Annotated in this window: 17 protein-coding genes; 6 read left to right on the forward strand and 11 right to left on the reverse strand. The window is 68.3% G+C overall.

Translation table 11 applies throughout. The features are described 5' to 3' along the window. Nucleotides 1-27 precede the first annotated feature (27 nt). Nucleotides 28-837 carry an HAD family hydrolase gene (locus MRBLWO13_RS06370; RefSeq protein WP_341977116.1) on the reverse strand — a complete coding sequence of 270 codons (810 nt, stop codon included), beginning with the start codon at nucleotides 835-837 and terminating at the stop codon, nucleotides 28-30. A gap of 10 nt (nucleotides 838-847) precedes the next feature. Continuing rightward, the gene (locus tag MRBLWO13_RS06375) at nucleotides 848-1,693 is read right to left on the reverse strand and encodes an exodeoxyribonuclease III (RefSeq protein WP_341977118.1); all 846 of its coding nucleotides are present in this window, start codon (nucleotides 1,691-1,693) and stop codon (nucleotides 848-850) included. Between the two features lie 112 nt (nucleotides 1,694-1,805). Here MRBLWO13_RS06375 and MRBLWO13_RS06380 point away from each other — a divergent pair, with 112 nt between their 5' ends. The 4 genes from MRBLWO13_RS06380 to MRBLWO13_RS06395 are packed head-to-tail and all read left to right on the forward strand — an operon-like array spanning nucleotide 1,806 to nucleotide 5,480. Next, complete coding sequence (locus MRBLWO13_RS06380) at nucleotides 1,806-2,822, forward strand: zinc-binding dehydrogenase (protein WP_341977120.1); 1,017 nt, start codon at nucleotides 1,806-1,808, stop codon at nucleotides 2,820-2,822. 42 nt (nucleotides 2,823-2,864) lie between these two features. Continuing rightward, nucleotides 2,865-3,425, forward strand: coding sequence for an orotate phosphoribosyltransferase (gene pyrE, locus MRBLWO13_RS06385; protein ID WP_341977122.1), 561 nt, complete (start codon nucleotides 2,865-2,867; stop codon nucleotides 3,423-3,425). Next, nucleotides 3,422-4,324, forward strand: coding sequence for an ROK family protein (locus MRBLWO13_RS06390; protein WP_341977124.1), 903 nt, complete (start codon nucleotides 3,422-3,424; stop codon nucleotides 4,322-4,324). Before pyrE ends, MRBLWO13_RS06390 begins: the two co-directional genes overlap by 4 nt. A gap of 4 nt (nucleotides 4,325-4,328) precedes the next feature. After that, on the forward strand, nucleotides 4,329-5,480 hold the full coding sequence (locus MRBLWO13_RS06395) for an anhydro-N-acetylmuramic acid kinase (RefSeq protein WP_341977126.1): 1,152 nt from the start codon (nucleotides 4,329-4,331) through the stop codon (nucleotides 5,478-5,480). 23 nt (nucleotides 5,481-5,503) lie between these two features. Here the strand turns inward: MRBLWO13_RS06395 and MRBLWO13_RS06400 are convergent, their stop codons facing one another. From MRBLWO13_RS06400 to MRBLWO13_RS06420, 5 genes are all read right to left on the reverse strand, one after another. Then, nucleotides 5,504-6,439 carry a carbohydrate kinase gene (locus tag MRBLWO13_RS06400; protein ID WP_341977127.1) on the reverse strand — a complete coding sequence of 312 codons (936 nt, stop codon included), beginning with the start codon at nucleotides 6,437-6,439 and terminating at the stop codon, nucleotides 5,504-5,506. Beyond that, on the reverse strand, nucleotides 6,436-6,744 hold the full coding sequence (locus MRBLWO13_RS06405) for a putative quinol monooxygenase (protein WP_341977129.1): 309 nt from the start codon (nucleotides 6,742-6,744) through the stop codon (nucleotides 6,436-6,438). The genes MRBLWO13_RS06400 and MRBLWO13_RS06405 overlap by 4 nt, the downstream gene beginning before the upstream one ends. Then, nucleotides 6,741-7,541 carry an ATP-binding cassette domain-containing protein gene (locus MRBLWO13_RS06410; protein WP_341977131.1) on the reverse strand — a complete coding sequence of 267 codons (801 nt, stop codon included), beginning with the start codon at nucleotides 7,539-7,541 and terminating at the stop codon, nucleotides 6,741-6,743. Before MRBLWO13_RS06410 ends, MRBLWO13_RS06405 begins: the two co-directional genes overlap by 4 nt. Next, nucleotides 7,538-8,566: an ABC transporter permease gene (locus MRBLWO13_RS06415; protein ID WP_245861205.1), complete on the reverse strand. Its 1,029-nt coding sequence runs from the start codon at nucleotides 8,564-8,566 to the stop codon at nucleotides 7,538-7,540. The genes MRBLWO13_RS06410 and MRBLWO13_RS06415 overlap by 4 nt, the downstream gene beginning before the upstream one ends. 79 nt (nucleotides 8,567-8,645) lie before the next feature. Further along, a complete protein-coding gene (locus MRBLWO13_RS06420; protein WP_341977137.1) occupies nucleotides 8,646-9,758 on the reverse strand; it encodes a substrate-binding domain-containing protein in 1,113 nt (370 codons plus the stop codon). A gap of 151 nt (nucleotides 9,759-9,909) precedes the next feature. Here MRBLWO13_RS06420 and MRBLWO13_RS06425 point away from each other — a divergent pair, with 151 nt between their 5' ends. Both MRBLWO13_RS06425 and MRBLWO13_RS06430 read left to right on the forward strand, forming a co-directional pair. Beyond that, nucleotides 9,910-10,920, forward strand: coding sequence for a LacI family DNA-binding transcriptional regulator (locus tag MRBLWO13_RS06425; RefSeq protein WP_341977139.1), 1,011 nt, complete (start codon nucleotides 9,910-9,912; stop codon nucleotides 10,918-10,920). Between the two features lie 216 nt (nucleotides 10,921-11,136). Next, the gene (locus tag MRBLWO13_RS06430; protein WP_341978303.1) at nucleotides 11,137-13,962 is read left to right on the forward strand and encodes a GH32 C-terminal domain-containing protein; all 2,826 of its coding nucleotides are present in this window, start codon (nucleotides 11,137-11,139) and stop codon (nucleotides 13,960-13,962) included. Between the two features lie 61 nt (nucleotides 13,963-14,023). On the opposite strand, the gene MRBLWO13_RS06435 is transcribed toward MRBLWO13_RS06430, so the two are convergent. The 4 genes from MRBLWO13_RS06435 to MRBLWO13_RS06450 all read right to left on the reverse strand — a co-directional run bounded on the left by MRBLWO13_RS06435 (nucleotide 14,024) and on the right by MRBLWO13_RS06450 (nucleotide 16,345). Further along, nucleotides 14,024-14,185, reverse strand: a complete 162-nt coding sequence (locus MRBLWO13_RS06435; protein ID WP_341977141.1) for a hypothetical protein — start codon at nucleotides 14,183-14,185, stop codon at nucleotides 14,024-14,026. After that, nucleotides 14,182-14,751, reverse strand: a complete 570-nt coding sequence (locus MRBLWO13_RS06440; RefSeq protein WP_341977143.1) for a YdeI/OmpD-associated family protein — start codon at nucleotides 14,749-14,751, stop codon at nucleotides 14,182-14,184. The genes MRBLWO13_RS06435 and MRBLWO13_RS06440 overlap by 4 nt, the downstream gene beginning before the upstream one ends. A 3-nt stretch (nucleotides 14,752-14,754) precedes the next feature. Beyond that, a complete protein-coding gene (locus MRBLWO13_RS06445) occupies nucleotides 14,755-15,567 on the reverse strand; it encodes an HAD-IIA family hydrolase (protein ID WP_341977145.1) in 813 nt (270 codons plus the stop codon). A 148-nt stretch (nucleotides 15,568-15,715) separates the two neighbouring features. Further along, entirely contained in the window at nucleotides 15,716-16,345 is a 630-nt protein-coding gene (locus tag MRBLWO13_RS06450) for a metal-dependent transcriptional regulator (RefSeq protein WP_341977147.1), read from the reverse strand. Between the last annotated feature and the right edge of the window lie 8 nt (nucleotides 16,346-16,353).

Here is a 16,353-nt window from a genome sequence, read left to right on the forward strand (position 1 = left end):
ATGGGCAGAATTGCCCATCGAGCGGGGTCAGCCCAGCAGCCGTTCCACGACTCGGGCGAGCCCGTCGTCGTCGTTCGATGCCGCGATCTCGTCGGCGGCATCCTGTACGACCAGATCGGCACCGGCCATCGCGACGCCGTGACCTGCCCAGCGCAGCATCTCGACGTCATTGAGCGCGTCTCCGAAGGCGACGACATCCGCGCGTGAGATCCCGAGATGCTCGCACAGGCGCGCGAGCCCCGTGGCCTTGGTGACGCCCTCGGCCATCACTTCGACGAACGGCGCACCCGACAGGGTGGCCTCGAAGCCGACCAGGCCGAGAGAGCGCAGCTTGTCGAAGAGCGCCGACGGCGCCAGCTCGGGATGGCGGATGACCAGCTTCAGGCTGGGAGCGGCCAATACCTGGTCGAGCGGCACGCCGCCCATCGTGCGCGGATCGCGCTTGTGGTCGGTCAGCTGGGCGATCTCGGCGTAACCGTGCTGGGCGACGAACGTCTCGCCGCCTTCGCGCACGCTCGCGAAGAGGAGCCCGGGGATGCTGGCGCGCAGCGCTTCGGCCAGCGTGCGGATCGTCTCGGGAGGCAGCTCCTCGGCGAACAGCATCCGCCCGCTCGTCAGGTGCACTCCGTAGGCGCCGTTGCCGCACAGGGCCCAACCCTCGAAGCCGGCGTCGGCGGCGATCGCGCGCAGGCCGATCGGCTGCCGGGCGGTGACCGGAATCACATGGATGCCGCGAGACCGCGCGGCATCGAGAGCATTACGCGTGCGGGGCGTGACCGTGGATGCCGAGTCGAGGAGAGTCCCGTCGAGATCGGTGGCGATCAGCCGCACAGTCACAGGCAGCGGCTCACGAGAAGATCATCGGCAGATCGTCGTCGTCTTCCGCGGATCCGAACGAGAGGTCGGCGACGACGGGCACATGATCACTGGGCTGTTCGCCCTTGCGCTCGTTGCGGTGGATGGATGCGCCGGTGACGGCATCCGCCAGCGTCCGCGAACCGAGGATGAAGTCGATCCGGATGCCCTCGTTGCGTGGGAACTTCAGCCGCTGGTAGTCCCAGTAGGTGAAGCCCTCGGGGAGGAGGGGGCGCACGACGTCGGAGACGCCCGCGTCTGCGAGCGCGAAGAACGCATCGCGCTCGAGCGGTGACACGTGCGTGGACACGCCTTCGACGATGTCGGGATCGCCGTTGTCGTGCGGGAAGGGGATGATGTTGAAGTCGCCGACCAGCGCCAAGGGCAGCTCGGGGTTCGCCGAGAGCTCGGCCGCCGTCGAGGTGCGAAGCGCCTCGAGCCAGTGCAGCTTGTAGGCGTAATGCGGGTCGTCCAGAGAGCGGCCGTTCGGCACGTACAGGCTCCACACCCGCACGCCGTCGACCATCACACCGAGCGCGCGGGCCTCGAGCGGAGCGTCTGGGCCCTCATGCCCCTTCGCGAAACCGGGCATTCCGGCGAACGCGGTCTGCACATCGGTGATCGGGAGGCGGCTCGCGATGGCGACGCCGTTCCACTGATTCAGGCCGTGCACCTCGACGTGGTACCCGGCCTCTTCGAACTGCGCGTACGGGAACTGCTCCGGCTTGCACTTGATCTCCTGCATCGCCAGCACGTCGATGTCTTCGCGCACGGCGAATTCGACGGTGCGGGTGACACGGGTGCGGATGGAGTTGACGTTCCAGGTGGCCAAGCGCATGCGTCCAGCCTACGGCCGAGGGCCGACATGCGGATGCCGCGCCCGGAGGAGCCCGCCGACCAATCGCTGTCATTCGGCCCGCCCCGCTCCTCGCGGCTAATAGGTTTCCCATATGGAGATCGGAGAGCAGAGTGTGACCGGTGCGGCCACGATGCGTGCGCTGGTTCAGGGGACGCGTGAGGGGCCCGGCGACCTGCAGCTCACGAGCAACCGGCGTCTCCCGATTGCAGGGGCAGGTGACTACCTGGTTCGTGTCGGCGCGGCCGGAGTCAACTTCGCGGATGTCATGCAGACGCGCGGAACCTACGCGAACGGCCCGGAGGCGCCCTACGCGGCAGGCTTCGAGGCGGCGGGGGAGATCGTGGGAGTCGGAGCGGGCATCGTCGATCCGCTCTCGCTCGGCACCCACGTCGTCGGTACCGGGCCCGGGGCATTCGCGCAGTACATGACGATGCCGGCCGCAGGCGTGGTGCCGGTGCCCTCGGGGTGGAGTGATGCCGAAACGCTCGGCCTGGGACTCAACTGGGCGACGGCACTGGCGGCGCTGAAGACCCTGGGCGAGGTCGCATCCGGAGACGTGGTTCTCGTGCTGGCGGCGGCCGGCGGCGTGGGACAAGCCGCCGTTCGAATCGCCCAACACTACGGGGCCCGTGTGGTTGCCACCGCTTCTCCCGCCAAGCACGATGTGGTCTCAGCGCTGGGCGCAGATGTGGTTCTCGACAGCGCGCGCCCTGATCTCGCCGACGAGATCCTTCGATTGACCGGCGGCGTCGACATCGTGCTGGAATCGGTCGGTCAGGCGACGTTCCCCACGAGTCTCGCGGTCGCGAAGCCTTTCACCGGCCGGATCGTCGTTTTCGGTGCCGCCTCCGGAGACGCGGTCGTCTCGACCCATGAACTCGTCTTCGAGCACCCGGTGCAGATCAAAGGTCTGCACATCGGCGCGTTGGCCGCTGCGGCGCCTGCTGTCTACGAGTCACTCCTCGTCGAGATCGATGCGCTCATCGCGCAGGGGGTTTACCCGCGAGGAACACCCGAGATCCATCCCCTTGCCGACGGCCCCGCCGTGCTGCGGCAATTGGAGGCGGGCCGCACCACCGGGAAGCACGCCCTCGACCCCTGGCAGTGATGCCGGCAGCATCCGCTCGCCTCGCCTTCTACACTGGATGCCGTGACCGCACTCGACGCAGACCGCCAGTCCCTCCTCGACCTCATCAAGGCGGAGGCGGTGTTCCACGGCGACTTCACCCTCTCCAGTGGCAAGCAGGCGACCTACTACGTCGACATGCGCAAGCTCACGCTCGACCATCGAGCCGCCCCGGCCATCGGCCGCATCATGCTCGAGCTCGTCGGCGACCTCGACATCGCCGCCGTCGGAGGTCTGACGCTCGGCGCCGACCCGATCGCGAACTCGGTGATGCACGCATCCGTCGAGACCGAGCGCCCGCTCGACGCCTTCGTCGTACGCAAGGAGCCGAAGGATCACGGCCGCGGACGCCAGATCGAGGGCGCCGACATCGCGGGCAAGCGCGTCGTCGTGCTGGAGGACACCTCCACCACCGGCCAGTCTGCGCTCAAGGCCGTCGAAGTGCTGCGTCGCGAAGGAGCCGAAGTCATCGCCGTCGCGGTGATCGTCGACCGCAAGACCGGCGCGCAGGCCGCGATCGAGGCCGAAGGCCTGGAGTGGCGCGCCGCCTTCGACCTCGACGACCTCGGGCTCGACCCGCAGTGACGCGCTTCGCGCTCGCTGTCGACGTCGGCGGCACCAAGATGGAAGCCGCGCTCGTCGCCGACGACGGCACGCTCGTGCCGGGCAGCCGCAGTCGGCAGCCGACGGGTCGCGAGGCGACAGTCGAGACGCTCGACGCCGCGGTGGCCGCGATCATCGGGCATGCGCTGGCGCAGCTGCCGGACGATGCCGAACTGGTCGGCGCTGGCGTCGGCAGTGCCGGCCCGATCGATCGGGACAATGGCCGGATCCTCCCGGTGAACATGCCTTTGGCCGACGGCTACGGCCTGGTCGGCGCGGTGCGGGATGCCGCATCCACGGTGCTCGGACGTGCGATCCCGGTCGTGTTCGGACATGACGGCGGCGCACTCGCGCTCGCCGAATCCTGGCTCGGTGCGACGACCGAGGCGCGCGCGTCGCTGTCGATCGTCGTGTCCACCGGCGTCGGCGGAGGCTTCGTCGTCGACGGTGCCTACATTCCTGGAGCATCCGGCAACGCGGGTCATCTCGGGCAGGTGCGCCGCGAAGGCGGGTTGACTCTCGAGCAGATCGCTTCGGGTCCCGCGAGCGCGGCCTGGGCGCGCCAGCAGGGGTGGACCGGCGAGACAGGGGAAGACCTCGCCAGGGATGCGGCCGCCGGCGACACCGTCGCGCGCGCCGCGATCGAGCGCTCGGCGAAGGCCGTCGGTGAGGCGCTGGCGGATGCCGCCACCCTCGTCGACCTCGATGTCGTCGCGATCGGCGGAGGCTTCTCGCGAGTATCTGATGACTACATCGAACTCGTGCAGCGGGCACTGACCGCCAGCGCGGCCCACGACTACTCACGCCGGACACGCGTCGTGCGCTCCGGCCTCGGTGACGAGGGGCCGCTCATCGGCGCCGCGGCGTTGGTGCTGCGGTAGCCGGATGCGCATCCTCGGCCTGCTCTCCGGCACCTCGCACGATGGGATCGACGTGACCGTCGTCGATTTCGAAGAGCGCGACGGCGCACTGCGCGGAACCGTGCTGCACGAGGACAGCGTCCCGTACGCCCCCGAGCTGCGGGCGCGTCTCGTCGCCGCGCTCCCACCGGCGCCCACCACGCTGGCCGAGGTCTGCGAGCTGGACACCCTGATCGGCCAGGCCTTCGCCGAGGTCGCCGCTGACGCCGCGGCATCCGTCGGCGGAGTCGATGCAGTCTGCACCCACGGCCAGACCGTCTACCACTGGGTCGACGGGGGCCACGCGCGCGGCACACTGCAGATCGGCCAGCCGGCGTGGATCGCCGAACGCGTCGGCGCTCCGGTGATCTCCGACGTGCGCATTCGCGACATCACCGTCGGCGGGCACGGCGCACCGCTGGTGTCGTTCCTCGACGAACTGCTCCTGCGCGGACGCGCGGGAGTCTCGGCGGCGCTCAATCTCGGCGGCATCGCCAACATCACCGTCGTCGGCCCCGAAGGTGTCTCGGCCTATGACGTCGGCCCGGCCAATGCTCTCGTCGATGCGGTGGTCGTCGCGGAGGGGCTGAACGACGTCGGCTACGACGATGACGCGCGGATCGCGCGCGAGGGTGCCGTCGACGAGGCGCTGCTCGCCCGGCTCCTGGCCGACCCGTACTACGCGCTCGCCGCCCCCAAGAGCACCGGCAAAGAGCACTTCCATCTCGGCTACGTGCGCGAGAACCTCGTGGGACGGGAGATTCCCGTCGCCGATCTCGTGCGCACCCTCACCGAGCTGACGGTGCGCACCGTGGCGCAGGATGTACGGGCCGCCGGCATCGGGTTCCTCGCCGTCTCCGGCGGCGGCTGCCACAACCCGCTGATCATGGAGGGACTGCGTGCGGCCCTCCCCGACGTGGCCGTCGTCCTCGCCGACGAGCTCGGAGCATCCGCAGACAGCAAAGAGGCGATCCTCTTCGCCCTGATCGGCTGGTGCACGCTCCATGGTGTGCCAGCGGTGGTCCCGGGTGGAACCGGAGCCCGGGAACCGCGGATCCTCGGAACGATCACCCCCGGCGCGGGCCCGCTGCGGATGCCGGAGCCGGTCGCGGAAGTGACGAGTCTCACCCTGACCTGAACCAGGGTGGTGCGCGGCGCCGCTCAGTGCGAGAGCGGCGCCGCGAGCAGTTCGGCCAGACGGGGCGGGTCGGCACCCGGCCGCGAGACGGTGATCGCCGCGGCGCGCGCTCCCAGCGCGAGAAGGCCGGTGACGGCATCCGTATCGATACCGCGGAGACGATCGCGCGTGGTGACTCCGGAGAAGCCGGTCTCGATGAGGCCGTGGATCAGGGCGCTCATGAACGTGTCGCCGGCGCCGACGGTGTCGACGACGTCGACGCGGTGCCCGCGAACGCGGGAGACGCCGTCGCGAGAGACGGCGAATGCGCCGCCGGCGCCGATGGTCACCACGACCACCGCTGGTCCGGTCTCCAGCCACGCACGCGCGACATCGAGCGGATCGGCGCCGGGGTACAGCCAGGCAAGATCCTCGTCGCTGGCCTTGACGAGATCGGCGAGCGCGACGAAGGATTCCACGTCGCGCCGCGCGCCGTCCTGGTCGGAGAGCAGGGCCGGACGGACGTTGGGATCGTACGTGATCAGCGCCGTCGCGCGCAGGGTGGTGAGGATGCTGCGCACAGCATCCGCCCCCGGATCGAGCAGCGCCGCGATCGAACCGGTGTGCACGATCGAGGTGTCGTCCGCCGGCACTTCGGCAGCGCGCCCGCCCAGGGTCCAGGTGATGTCGAAGTCGTAGCGGGCGGAACCGTTCTCGTCGAGGTGGGCGGTCGCCGTGGCGGTACGCGGAGCCGGTGCCGCGATGATCTCGACATCAGAGCCGTCCAGCCACTCCCGGATCCGCCGACCGTGCGCGTCGTCGCCGAGCTGCGTCAGCAGCCGCGGAGAATCGCCGAGCCTGCCCAGCGCGAGGGCGACGTTGGCCGGGCTGCCGCCGGGAGCCTCATCGACCCGCCCACCCGAGCGGTGGACGATGTCGACGAGAGCCTCACCGATGACGAGCACGCGCGCGCGGCTCACGACCCTGCGCTCGGCGTCAGGAACGACAGCGCGCTCTGCGGTTCGACGATCATCGGCGTGAGCGTCGCGTTGAACGCCCGTCCCGCCTCCCCGCCGAGGTGATCGTCGAAGGCGGCGCGGTCGCGGTACACCTCGAACACGAAGAACCGTTCCGGTGCCTCGACCCGGCGGTAGGCGTCGAACACGACGTTCCCGGGTTCTGAGCGAACGATCTGCGCGTACCCCTGGATCAGCGCCTCGACGGCGTCCGCCGAGCCCGGAACCGCGGTGAACTCCGCGTACAGCACCACCCGATCGGAACTCACGCCTGCGCCGCTCCCGTCATGATCGCCACCGCATCGGTCATGTTGTGCGACTGCGGCGTGATGGTGGCTGCACGCTTGCCCAGACGCTGCACGTGGATCCGGTCGGCGACCTGGAACACGTGCGGCATGTTGTGCGAGATGAGGATGACGGGCACGCCGTTTCCGCGCAGGTTCTCGATCAGTTCGAGGACCTGGTTGGACTCGCGCACACCGAGCGCCGCCGTGGGCTCGTCGAGGACGACGACCTTCGAGCCGAACGCTGCGGCTCGCGCCACCGCGACGGCCTGGCGCTGACCACCGGACAGGTTCTCCACCGAGACGGTGACGTCCTGCAGGGTGGAGATGCCGAGCTTCAGCACCTGTTCGCGCGCTTCCTTCCGCATCCCCGAGGTGTCCAGGGCGCGGAACACCGAGCCGAGGATGCCGGGCTTGCGACGCTCGCGCCCGAGGAACAGGTTCGAGGCGACGTCGAGCGCCGGAGAGACGGCGAGGTTCTGGTACACCGTCTCGATGCCGGCGTTTCGCGCGTCCTGCGGACCCTTGAAATGCACTTCCTGACCGTCGAGGAGAAGCTGCCCCTCGTCGGGGATGTAGGCGCCGGTGAGGCACTTGATGAGTGTCGACTTGCCCGCGCCGTTGTCGCCGATGACGGCGAGCACTTCGCCGGCGTGCAGCTGGAGGCTCACGCCGTCGAGGCCGACGACGCGGCCGAACGTCTTCACGAGGCGTTTGGCCTCGAGCACCGGGACGCCGGTGCGGGCCGGAGCCGAGGCTGATTCCTGAGCCGTCTGGGTCACTTTCTTACCTTTCTGATCCACTGGTCGATGGCGACCGCGACGATGACGAGGATGCCGATGGCGAGGGTCTGGTACAGACCGTCCACCCCGGCGAGGAAGAGGCCGTTGCGGAAGACTCCGACGATGATCGCGCCGAGCAGCGTGCCCCAGATGATTCCGCGGCCGCCGAAGAGCGAGGTGCCGCCGATGACGACGGCGGTGATCGAGTCGAGGTTCAGATCGGCACCCGCGTTGGGGCTGGCAGCGCCCGAGCGCCCGATCTGGATCCAGGCGGCGACCGCGAGGATGGCCCCGGCGGCGATGTAGACGCTCAGGAGCACCTTCTTGGTCGAGATGCCGGCGAGGCGGGCCGCGTCTTCGTCGTCCCCGACGGCGTAGACGTGGCGACCCCATGCGGTGCGGCCCAGGATGTAGGCGACGATCGCGTACAGCACGAGCATGATGATGACGCCGACCGTGAGGCGCACATCGCCGAGCGGAAGAGCGGTGGCCGTCCAGGTCATCAGTTCGGGCATATCGGTCTTGCGGATCGTCTGACCGCCGCTGTACAGCAGGGTCAGAGCGATGAAGACGTTGAAGGTTCCGAGCGTCGCGATGAACGGCGGGAGCTTCACCCGGGTGACGAGCAGGCCGTTGAGCGCGCCGGCGGCGAGTGCCGCGACGAGACCGAGGAAGAGGGCGACGGGAGCAGGGAGGCCGTTGTTCGCGGCCGTCTGCGCCATCACCATCGACGTGCCGATCATCAGCGCGCCGACCGAGAGGTCGATTCCCGCTGTGAGGATGATCAGCGTCTGGGCGATCGCGACCGTGCCGACGACCGAGACCTGGTCGAGCACGAGAGAGAGGTTCGCCGCGGCGAAGAAGCGCGGGTTGATCACGCCGAAGACGATGACGGCGATCACCAGAACGACGGCGGGGCTGATGGCGGGGTAGCGGTGGAGGACCCCGCGAAGTCGGTCGACCGGCGTACGCCGATCGAGGAACTCGGCGGCGAGATCCAAGGTTGATGTAGCTGGTTGCGTCACGGTTTCACTTCCGTCAGTAGGTCCGGGGATGCCGCGGCCGGGCGAGATCGCTCAGCCGCGGCATCCGCAGGTCAGGTGCTTACTTGCCGCCCCAGCAGATGCTGGAGGCTTCGGCGGTGTCGATCGATTCGACGCCATCGACCGGCTGGTCGGTGACGAGCTTGACGCCGGTGTTGAAGAAGTCGAGCCCCTCAGAGACCTCGGGCTTCTTGTCGTCCTTGACCAGCTCGACGATCGCCTTCACACCGAGCTCGGCCATCGCGACCGGATACTGCTGGCTGGTGGCGTCGATGATGCCTTCTTCGACCTGGCCGACGCCGGCGCAACCGCCGTCGATCGAGACGATGATCACGTCGTCCTTGGTCTTGCCCGCGGCCTCGAGCGCCTGGTAGGCGCCGTATGCTGCCGGCTCGTTGATCGTGTAGACGACGTTGATGTCGGCGTTCTTGGCGAGGAGGTTCTCCATCGCGGTGCGTCCGCCGTCCTCGGCGCCCTGAGACGCCTCGCTGCCGACGATCGTGTATTCGCCCCCCTTGCCTCCGGAGTACGAGCCGCTCGGCTTCTCGTCGCCGTTGACCTCATCGTCACCGAGCTCGATGCCGAGACCGTCGAGGAAGCCCTGGTCGCGGTTGTAGTCGACGCTGACGGCCTTGTCGTCGAACAGGTCGATGAGCCCGATGACGGCTTCGGCGCCGTCGAGCTTCTGGGCGGTCCACTGGCCGATGTACTGGCCGGCGAGGTAGTTGTCGGTCGCATAGGTGATGTCGACGGCATCGGCGGGGTCTGGCACGGTGTCCAGTGCGATGACGAAGATGCCGGCGTCGCGGGCCTTCTCGATCGCGTCGAGCACGGCGGGGCCGTTCGGGGTGATCAGGATGCCCTTGTCGCCCTTGGAGATCGCCGCCTCGATGGCCTGGATCTGGGTGTCCTCGTCGCCGTCCTCTTTGCCGGCGGCGAGGGTCAGCGTGACGCCGTCCTTCTCAGCAGCGGCCTTGGCGCCGTCCTGCATCGCGATGAAGAACGGGTTGGAGTTGGTCTTCACGATCAGCGAGACGCCGATCGTGTCGCCGGCGGGCTGGTCGCCGGATCCGGCGTTGGTGCCGCCCGCGCAGCCGGTCAGCGTGAGCGCGAGCGCTGCGGAGGTGGAAACGGCAGCCAGAAGAACGCGGCTGCGTCGGGTGATGTTCTTCATTGAATTCCTCTCGGCGGTCGTCGCCTGGTTGACAACGATGTCAAAGGTAGTTCTAGTCGAAGGTTGAACTAGAGTCAAGGTGACTTTCGAGGAATGAGATCTAACCGTGACATCGATGTCGGCGCCCATCCCGCCGCGTGGCCGAGCCACGATGAAAGACGTAGCCGCGCTGGCGGGCGCGGGAGTGAAGACCGTCTCCCGGGTGATCAACAACGAGCCGAACGTCACGCCGGCGATGGCCGAGCGCGTGTGGGATGCCGTGCGGGAACTCGACTACCAGGTCGATCTGCAGGCAGGCAGCCTGCGCCGCGCCGACGGTCGCACCCGCACTCTCGGACTGCTCGTCGGCAGCGTGGACAACCCGTTCGCCGGTGTCATCCATCGGACCGTCGAGGATGCCGCGGCCGAACGCGGTGTCGCGGTCTTCGCCGCGAGCATGGATGACGATGCCCGGCGGGAATCGGATGCCGTGCGGACATTCCTGCAGCGCCGCGTCGACGGACTGATCCTGACGACGGCGGTCAGTCACCCCGAGTACCTGGGGTTGATCCGTGATCGCGGGGTGCCGGTCGTGTACGTGGACCGCGAGCCGGAGGAATCCGACCTCGACACCGTCGCCAGCGCCAACCGGGAGGGCGCGGAGATCGGCACGGCGCACCTCATCGCGCACGGGCACCGGCGCATCGCGCTGCTCGCGGATCGCCTGGAACTCGTCACCGCGAGCCAGCGCCGCGACGGTTACCTCGACGCGCTCGCCGCAGCCGGAATCCCCGTCGCCGAGGACATCATCGTCACCGAGCTGGCGGATGCCGAGGCGGCAGCGACGGCGCTCGCCGTACTGCTTGCGCAGCCGGACCCGCCCACGGCGGTCTTCAGTGCGCAGAACATCATCACCATCGGCGCGCTCCATGCGCTTCGGGGCGCCGGGCTCTCGCAATCGGTCGCCCTCGTCGGGTTCGACGATCTTCCGCTCGCCGACCTCGTCGAGCCGGGGGTCACCGTCGTCGCCCAGGATCCGAACCGGATCGGGATGCTCGCGGCGGAGCGGATCTTCGCTCGCCTCGAGGGTGACGGCAGCGCCCCGATCCGGATGCGAGTGCCGACCGCCCTCATCCCGCGCGGCACCGGCGAGATCGCGCCCCGCGGGCGATCGCTGCCCTGACGCCCGTGTGAACTGACACGGTTGCGCTTTCGTGCGGAGAGCGCATATGCTCTCGCGGTGACGGTTGACATCGATGTCAATCTTCGAATCCTCCCCGACGACGCGGTAGGACCGCACAAAGGAGCGCGCATGGTGCCCGAAGCAATCCGCACACGACCGATCAGATCCCGCCGGCCGGCCCAGATCATCCTCGGCGGTGCGATCAGCGCAGCGCTGATGCTGAGCTGCACGATCCCGGCGATGGCTGTCGAGGTGACGCCCGGCGACGAGCAGTATCGTCCGTTGGCGCACTTCACGCCGGAGAAGAACTGGATGAACGACCCGAACGGCATGGTCTATGCGGGCGGCAAATACCATCTGTTCTTCCAGCACAATCCCGCAGGGAACACCTGGGGGAACATGAGCTGGGGTCATGCGACATCGACCGATCTGCTGCACTGGGAGGAGCAGCCGCTGGCGATTCCGCAGACCTTCAACGACGCCGGTCAGTCGATCGAGGACATCTTCTCCGGCTCCATCGTGGTCGACGAGAACAACACGGCCGGATTCGGTCCTGACGGCTCCAGCCCGCTCGTGGCGATCTACACCTCCGCGTACACACCGCAGCATCCCGAGCATCCGGGAATCCAGGCGCAGTCGCTCGCCTACAGCCTTGACGAAGGCCAGACCTGGGTGAAGCACGACGGAAACCCGGTCCTCAATCGCGACTCGGGCAACTTCCGCGACCCGAAGGTGTTCTGGTACGACGGGCCCGCCGGTGCGTACTGGGTGATGACCGCGGTCGAGGCGACAGACCACAAGGTGGTCCTGTACAAGAGCACCGACCTCAAGTCCTGGGAGCACCTCTCCGACTTCGGCCCGGCCAATTCGACCGGCGGCATCTGGGAATGTCCAGACCTCTTCGAGCTCCCTGTCGACGGCGACCCCGGCAACACCAAATGGGTCATGGTCGTCAACCTCAACCCGGGCGCCGTCAACGGCGGTAGCGGCGGGCAGTATTTCGTCGGCGAGTTCGACGGGGTGGCCTTCACCTCGGAGTCCACCGACGGGCAGGCCGCACCGCCGGCAGGCACCACCTTCGCGGGGTTCGACGACGGCGACTACGAGGGGTGGACGGTGTCCAACGAGCCGGGGAACTGGGCGGGCGGGCCGTGGGGCACTGTACCGGCTGCGGGTGCGCTCGAGGGGCAGAGCCCGGTGACCGGCTTCGTCGGGTCGGGTCTGGTGAACAGCTTCCTCGACCGCGACTGGGCCATCGGCCAGCTCGAGTCACCGGCGTTCACGATCGATGACGAGTACATCAACTTCCTCGTCGGCGGCGGAAAGCATCCACACGTCCCCGGTGGTCAGCTGGAGAACAACCCTCCCGCGGGCCGGACGGTCTTCGATTTCGAGCTCCCGGACGGCGAAACGCTCGCCGGCGCCGGTTGGGAGATCACCGGCGACTTCGCCACGGATCCCGGACGGAATCCGTCGACGAGCGGCGGCGACTACTACCTCGGCGCCAAGCGGGTAAACACCTGGGAGGGCGGACCGAACGGTGACGACAACGTCGGCACGTTGACCTCGCCGGAGTTCACCATCGACGGCGACTACGTCTCGTTCCTGATCGGCGGAGGGCGACGAGACGATGGCACCCTTCAGGCCGAGCTCGTCGTCGACGGTCAGGTGGTCCAGACGCAGAGCGGGCGCAACGACGGGGCGCTGGACTGGGCGTCCTGGGATGTCTCTGCATACGACGGCCAGCAGGCGCGGATTCAGATCCGCGACGAGGCGACCGGCGGGTGGGGCCATCTCACCTTCGATCACGTCGTGGTCGGCGACGAGCCGGCGCAGGTGCGCTCCGACGAGACCAGTGTGAACCTCATGGTCGACGGGCAGGTGGTGCGTACGGCCACCGGATCGAACAGCGAGAACCTCGACTGGACGTCATGGAACGTCGACGAGTTCCACGGACAGGAGGCGACGATCCGCGTCGTCGACAACAACCGCGCTGGATGGGGGCACGTACTGTTCGACCAGGTGATGTTCTCGGATGCTCCGGCCACAACGGCGCTGGAAGGATACGACTGGCTCGACTGGGGTCGTGACTACTACGCCGCAGTCTCGTACTTCGGAACCCCGTCGGGTTCGAAGATCATGCAGGGGTGGATGAACAACTGGGACTACGCCAACGACATTCCCACGTCGCCGTGGCGCAGCTCGATGTCGCTGCCTCGTGAGGTCACGCTCGTCAGTACGCCGGACGGCCCTCGACTGAAGCAGGAGGTCGTCGCGCAGATCGACGGCCAGCTCGACACCGCGGCGTCAGAGTCGCTCACCGATGTCGCGGTGAACGGCGAGACCACGCTGGGATTGTCGGGTGATGTCGCGAAGGTCGACGTCGTGCTACTCCCCGGCGATGCGACGAAGGCCGGCATCACCGTCTTCTCGAACGGTTCGACCGGGACCAGGATCGGCTACGACAGCGAGCTCAAGCGCGTCTTCCTCGACCGGACCAACTCCGGCAACGTCGGTTTCCATCCGTCGTTCCTGTCTGTCGAGGATGCCCCCCTCGCGCTCGAGGAGGACGGCACGATCACCCTCGAGCTCTACCTCGATCGTGCGTCGGTCGAGCTGTTCACGAAGAACGGGCAACTGACGATCACCGATCAGGTGTTCCCTGAGGCGGGCGCGGACACGATCTCGGCGTGGTCCGAAGGCGGCGAGGCGACGATCGAGAGCATCACGGTCACCCCACTGGTGCCGACGATGTGGAAGGTACCCGCGCCGGCCGTCGAGGTCAGCGCGGAGTCGGTTCGTGCGGGCGGCGTCATCACGGTCTCCGGCACCGGCTTCGATCCGTCCGAGAAGGTGACGATCGAGTTGCGTTCCGACCGGAGCAAGGCCAAATCCGCGACGGCCGACGAGGACGGCACCTTCAGTCGCACGATACCGGTGACGGGTAACACCGCGCCGGGCGAGTACACGCTTGCCGTGGTCCGGGCCGACGGCACCGAGGTGACGGTGCAGGTGACCGTCATCCCCCGGGGTCGGGGCTGAGATCGTCGGATACGCATGAACAATTCGTGGGTCGGGGGAGTCTTTCCTCCGGCCCACGGACTCAGCGCTTGTCGTCGTCCCAGGGGCCTTCCCACCAGTTGCCGGATCGGCCGTCGTCGTCGTCGCGGCGGCGGCGCGAACGCACGAGCTGCACGATGAACACCGAAAGCGCCGATGCGCTGATGGCGATCATCACGATGAAGAAGACGTCGCGTTCGGTCACGGTCGCTTCCCCTCTGCGGCATCCGCCACGATCTTCGCGATGCGGCTGCTCCGGGTCTCGGGGCGCTTCGCCGTCGCGATGAGCGTGAGACCGAGCTTCTTCACCGATTTCGGGAACGCGTCCCACGCGGCACGGGCGGCGGGGACGGCATCGAGCGCGGCGGCGAACTCGGCCGGTTCGATGCCTGCCTCAGGTCCGTCGAGCACCTCCCAGGCGCCGTTCGCCTTCGCGACCTCGATCGCCCGGATGCCGGCCGGCGCGAGCAACCCCGCGGACTCCAGCTCCGCGAGCCGCGCCTTGTTCGTCGCCGCCCAGCCGCTCGACGCGCGGCGCGGGGAGAACCACTGCCCGACGGTCTCGTCGTCGAAGGTGCGGACAGGGCCGTCGATCCATCCGAAGCACAGCGCCTGACGCACCGCGTCCTCGTAACCGACGCCGACCGCGCTGTTGCCTCGCACGCTCAGCAGCCACACTCCGGCAGCGCGCGCGTGGTTCTCGTCGAGCCAGGAGCGCCAGGTGTCGGCATCCGCGGCCCTGACCCTTTCGCCTTCGTCAAGAACACCCATGCGTCACTTCTTCGTCTTGACGGTCGTGATCGTCTCGGTGATGCGCGGAAGCAGGTCGGCAACCGACTGCACGATCTCGTCCGGGCGGAACGGGTACTTCTGGATCTCGGCGTCGTCGCTGATGCCGGTGAGGACGAGCACGGTGTGCAGGCCCGCCTCGATGCCGGCGACGACGTCGGTGTCCATGCGGTCGCCGATCATGCCGGTGCGCTTCGAGTGCGCGCCGATCTTGTTCAGCGCCGAGCGGAACATCATCGGGTTCGGCTTGCCGACGACGTACGGCTCCTTGCCGGTCGCCTTCGTGATGAGGGCGGCGATCGCCCCGGTAGCCGGAAGGGGTCCGTCGGCGCTCGGGCCGGTGGCGTCGGGGTTCGTGACGATGAACCGCGCGCCGCCGAGGATCAGGCGGATCGCCTTGGTGATCGCCTCGAACGAGTAGTTGCGTGTCTCGCCGACCACGACGAAGTCGGGATCGGTCTCGGTCATGATGTATCCGGCGTCGTGCAGGGCCGTGAGGATGCCGGCCTCGCCGATCACGAAGGCGGATCCGCCAGGCAGCTGGGAGTGCAGGAAGTCGGCCGTGGCCAGCGCGGAGGTCCAGATGCGATCCTCCGGCACGTGCAGGCCGCTCGTGCGGAGGCGGGCCGAGAGGTCGCGCGCGGTGAAGATCGAGTTGTTGGTGAGCACGAGGTAGGGGATGCCCGCGCTCTCCCAGCCGGCGAGGAGCTCGGATGCGCCGGGAATGGCGACGTTCTCATGGACGAGCACGCCGTCCATGTCGGTGAGCCAGCATTCGATGTCATCACGTTGTGCCATGCGCACAGCCTAGAGCGCGCGGGTTACGGGCGTGCGTCGAGTGGTCGATTGTGCACGTCGACCGCGCTGCGGGGTCAGAAGTGCGCCGGAATCTCGCTGTGCAGATGCGAAATCGACCTCGCCGTGGCGAGAGGAGTCCGATCGTGACTCAGGTGCTGAGCCAGACCGAGCGCGCGGCGCCGTCGACGTCGATCTCGTTGCCTTCGACAGCGATGCCGCCGGCCACGACCTCGATCTCGGCACCGACGGTGACTCCTGCCGCTTCCAGCGCGCGCAGCAGCGCGGGGTCGCGATCGTCGACACGGAGCACGCGGCCGCTGTGCCCCGGCGCGGCATCGGCGAGCAGCACGAACGGCTCGCGTTCGACGTTGCCGTCGGCATCCGGGATCGCATCCCCGTGCGGGTCGAACCGCGGGCGGCCCAGACGCGTGTCGATGCCTTCCAGCAACCGGTCGCTGATGGTGTGCTCGAGCACCTCGGCCTCGTCATGCACCTCGTCCCAGGCGTAGCCGAACTCGCGCACCAGCCAGGTCTCGATGAGTCGGTGCCGCCGCAGCATCGCGAGGGCGCGCCGGGTTCCGGCATCCGTCAACCGCACCGCCCCGTACGGCACATGCGAGACGAGCCCTGCGGCGGCGAGCTTCTTCACCATCTCGGTGACGCTCGACGGTGCGATGCCGAGTTTCGCGGCCAGGACCGACGGGGTGATCGGCGCATCCTGCCATTCGGTGTGCGCGTACACCGTCTTCAGGTAGTCGTCCGCTGCGGGGGATTCCACGATTGGGG

Source organism: Microbacterium sp. LWO13-1.2 (genome assembly GCF_038397725.1).
Taxonomy (GTDB): domain Bacteria; phylum Actinomycetota; class Actinomycetes; order Actinomycetales; family Microbacteriaceae; genus Microbacterium.

Bases quoted from the DNA above. Each gene is read 5' to 3' on its own strand.
- MRBLWO13_RS06445 (WP_341977145.1), bottom strand. From the start codon at position 15,567: ATGGCACAACGTGATGACATCGAATGCTGGCTCACCGACATGGACGGC.
- MRBLWO13_RS06430 (WP_341978303.1), top strand. From the start codon at position 11,137: ATGCTGAGCTGCACGATCCCGGCGATGGCTGTCGAGGTGACGCCCGGC.
- MRBLWO13_RS06425 (WP_341977139.1), top strand. From the start codon at position 9,910: ATGAAAGACGTAGCCGCGCTGGCGGGCGCGGGAGTGAAGACCGTCTCC.
- MRBLWO13_RS06375 (WP_341977118.1), bottom strand. From the start codon at position 1,693: ATGCGCTTGGCCACCTGGAACGTCAACTCCATCCGCACCCGTGTCACC.
- MRBLWO13_RS06395 (WP_341977126.1), top strand. From the start codon at position 4,329: ATGCGCATCCTCGGCCTGCTCTCCGGCACCTCGCACGATGGGATCGAC.
- MRBLWO13_RS06420 (WP_341977137.1), bottom strand. From the start codon at position 9,758: ATGAAGAACATCACCCGACGCAGCCGCGTTCTTCTGGCTGCCGTTTCC.
- MRBLWO13_RS06440 (WP_341977143.1), bottom strand. From the start codon at position 14,751: ATGGGTGTTCTTGACGAAGGCGAAAGGGTCAGGGCCGCGGATGCCGAC.
- MRBLWO13_RS06380 (WP_341977120.1), top strand. From the start codon at position 1,806: ATGGAGATCGGAGAGCAGAGTGTGACCGGTGCGGCCACGATGCGTGCG.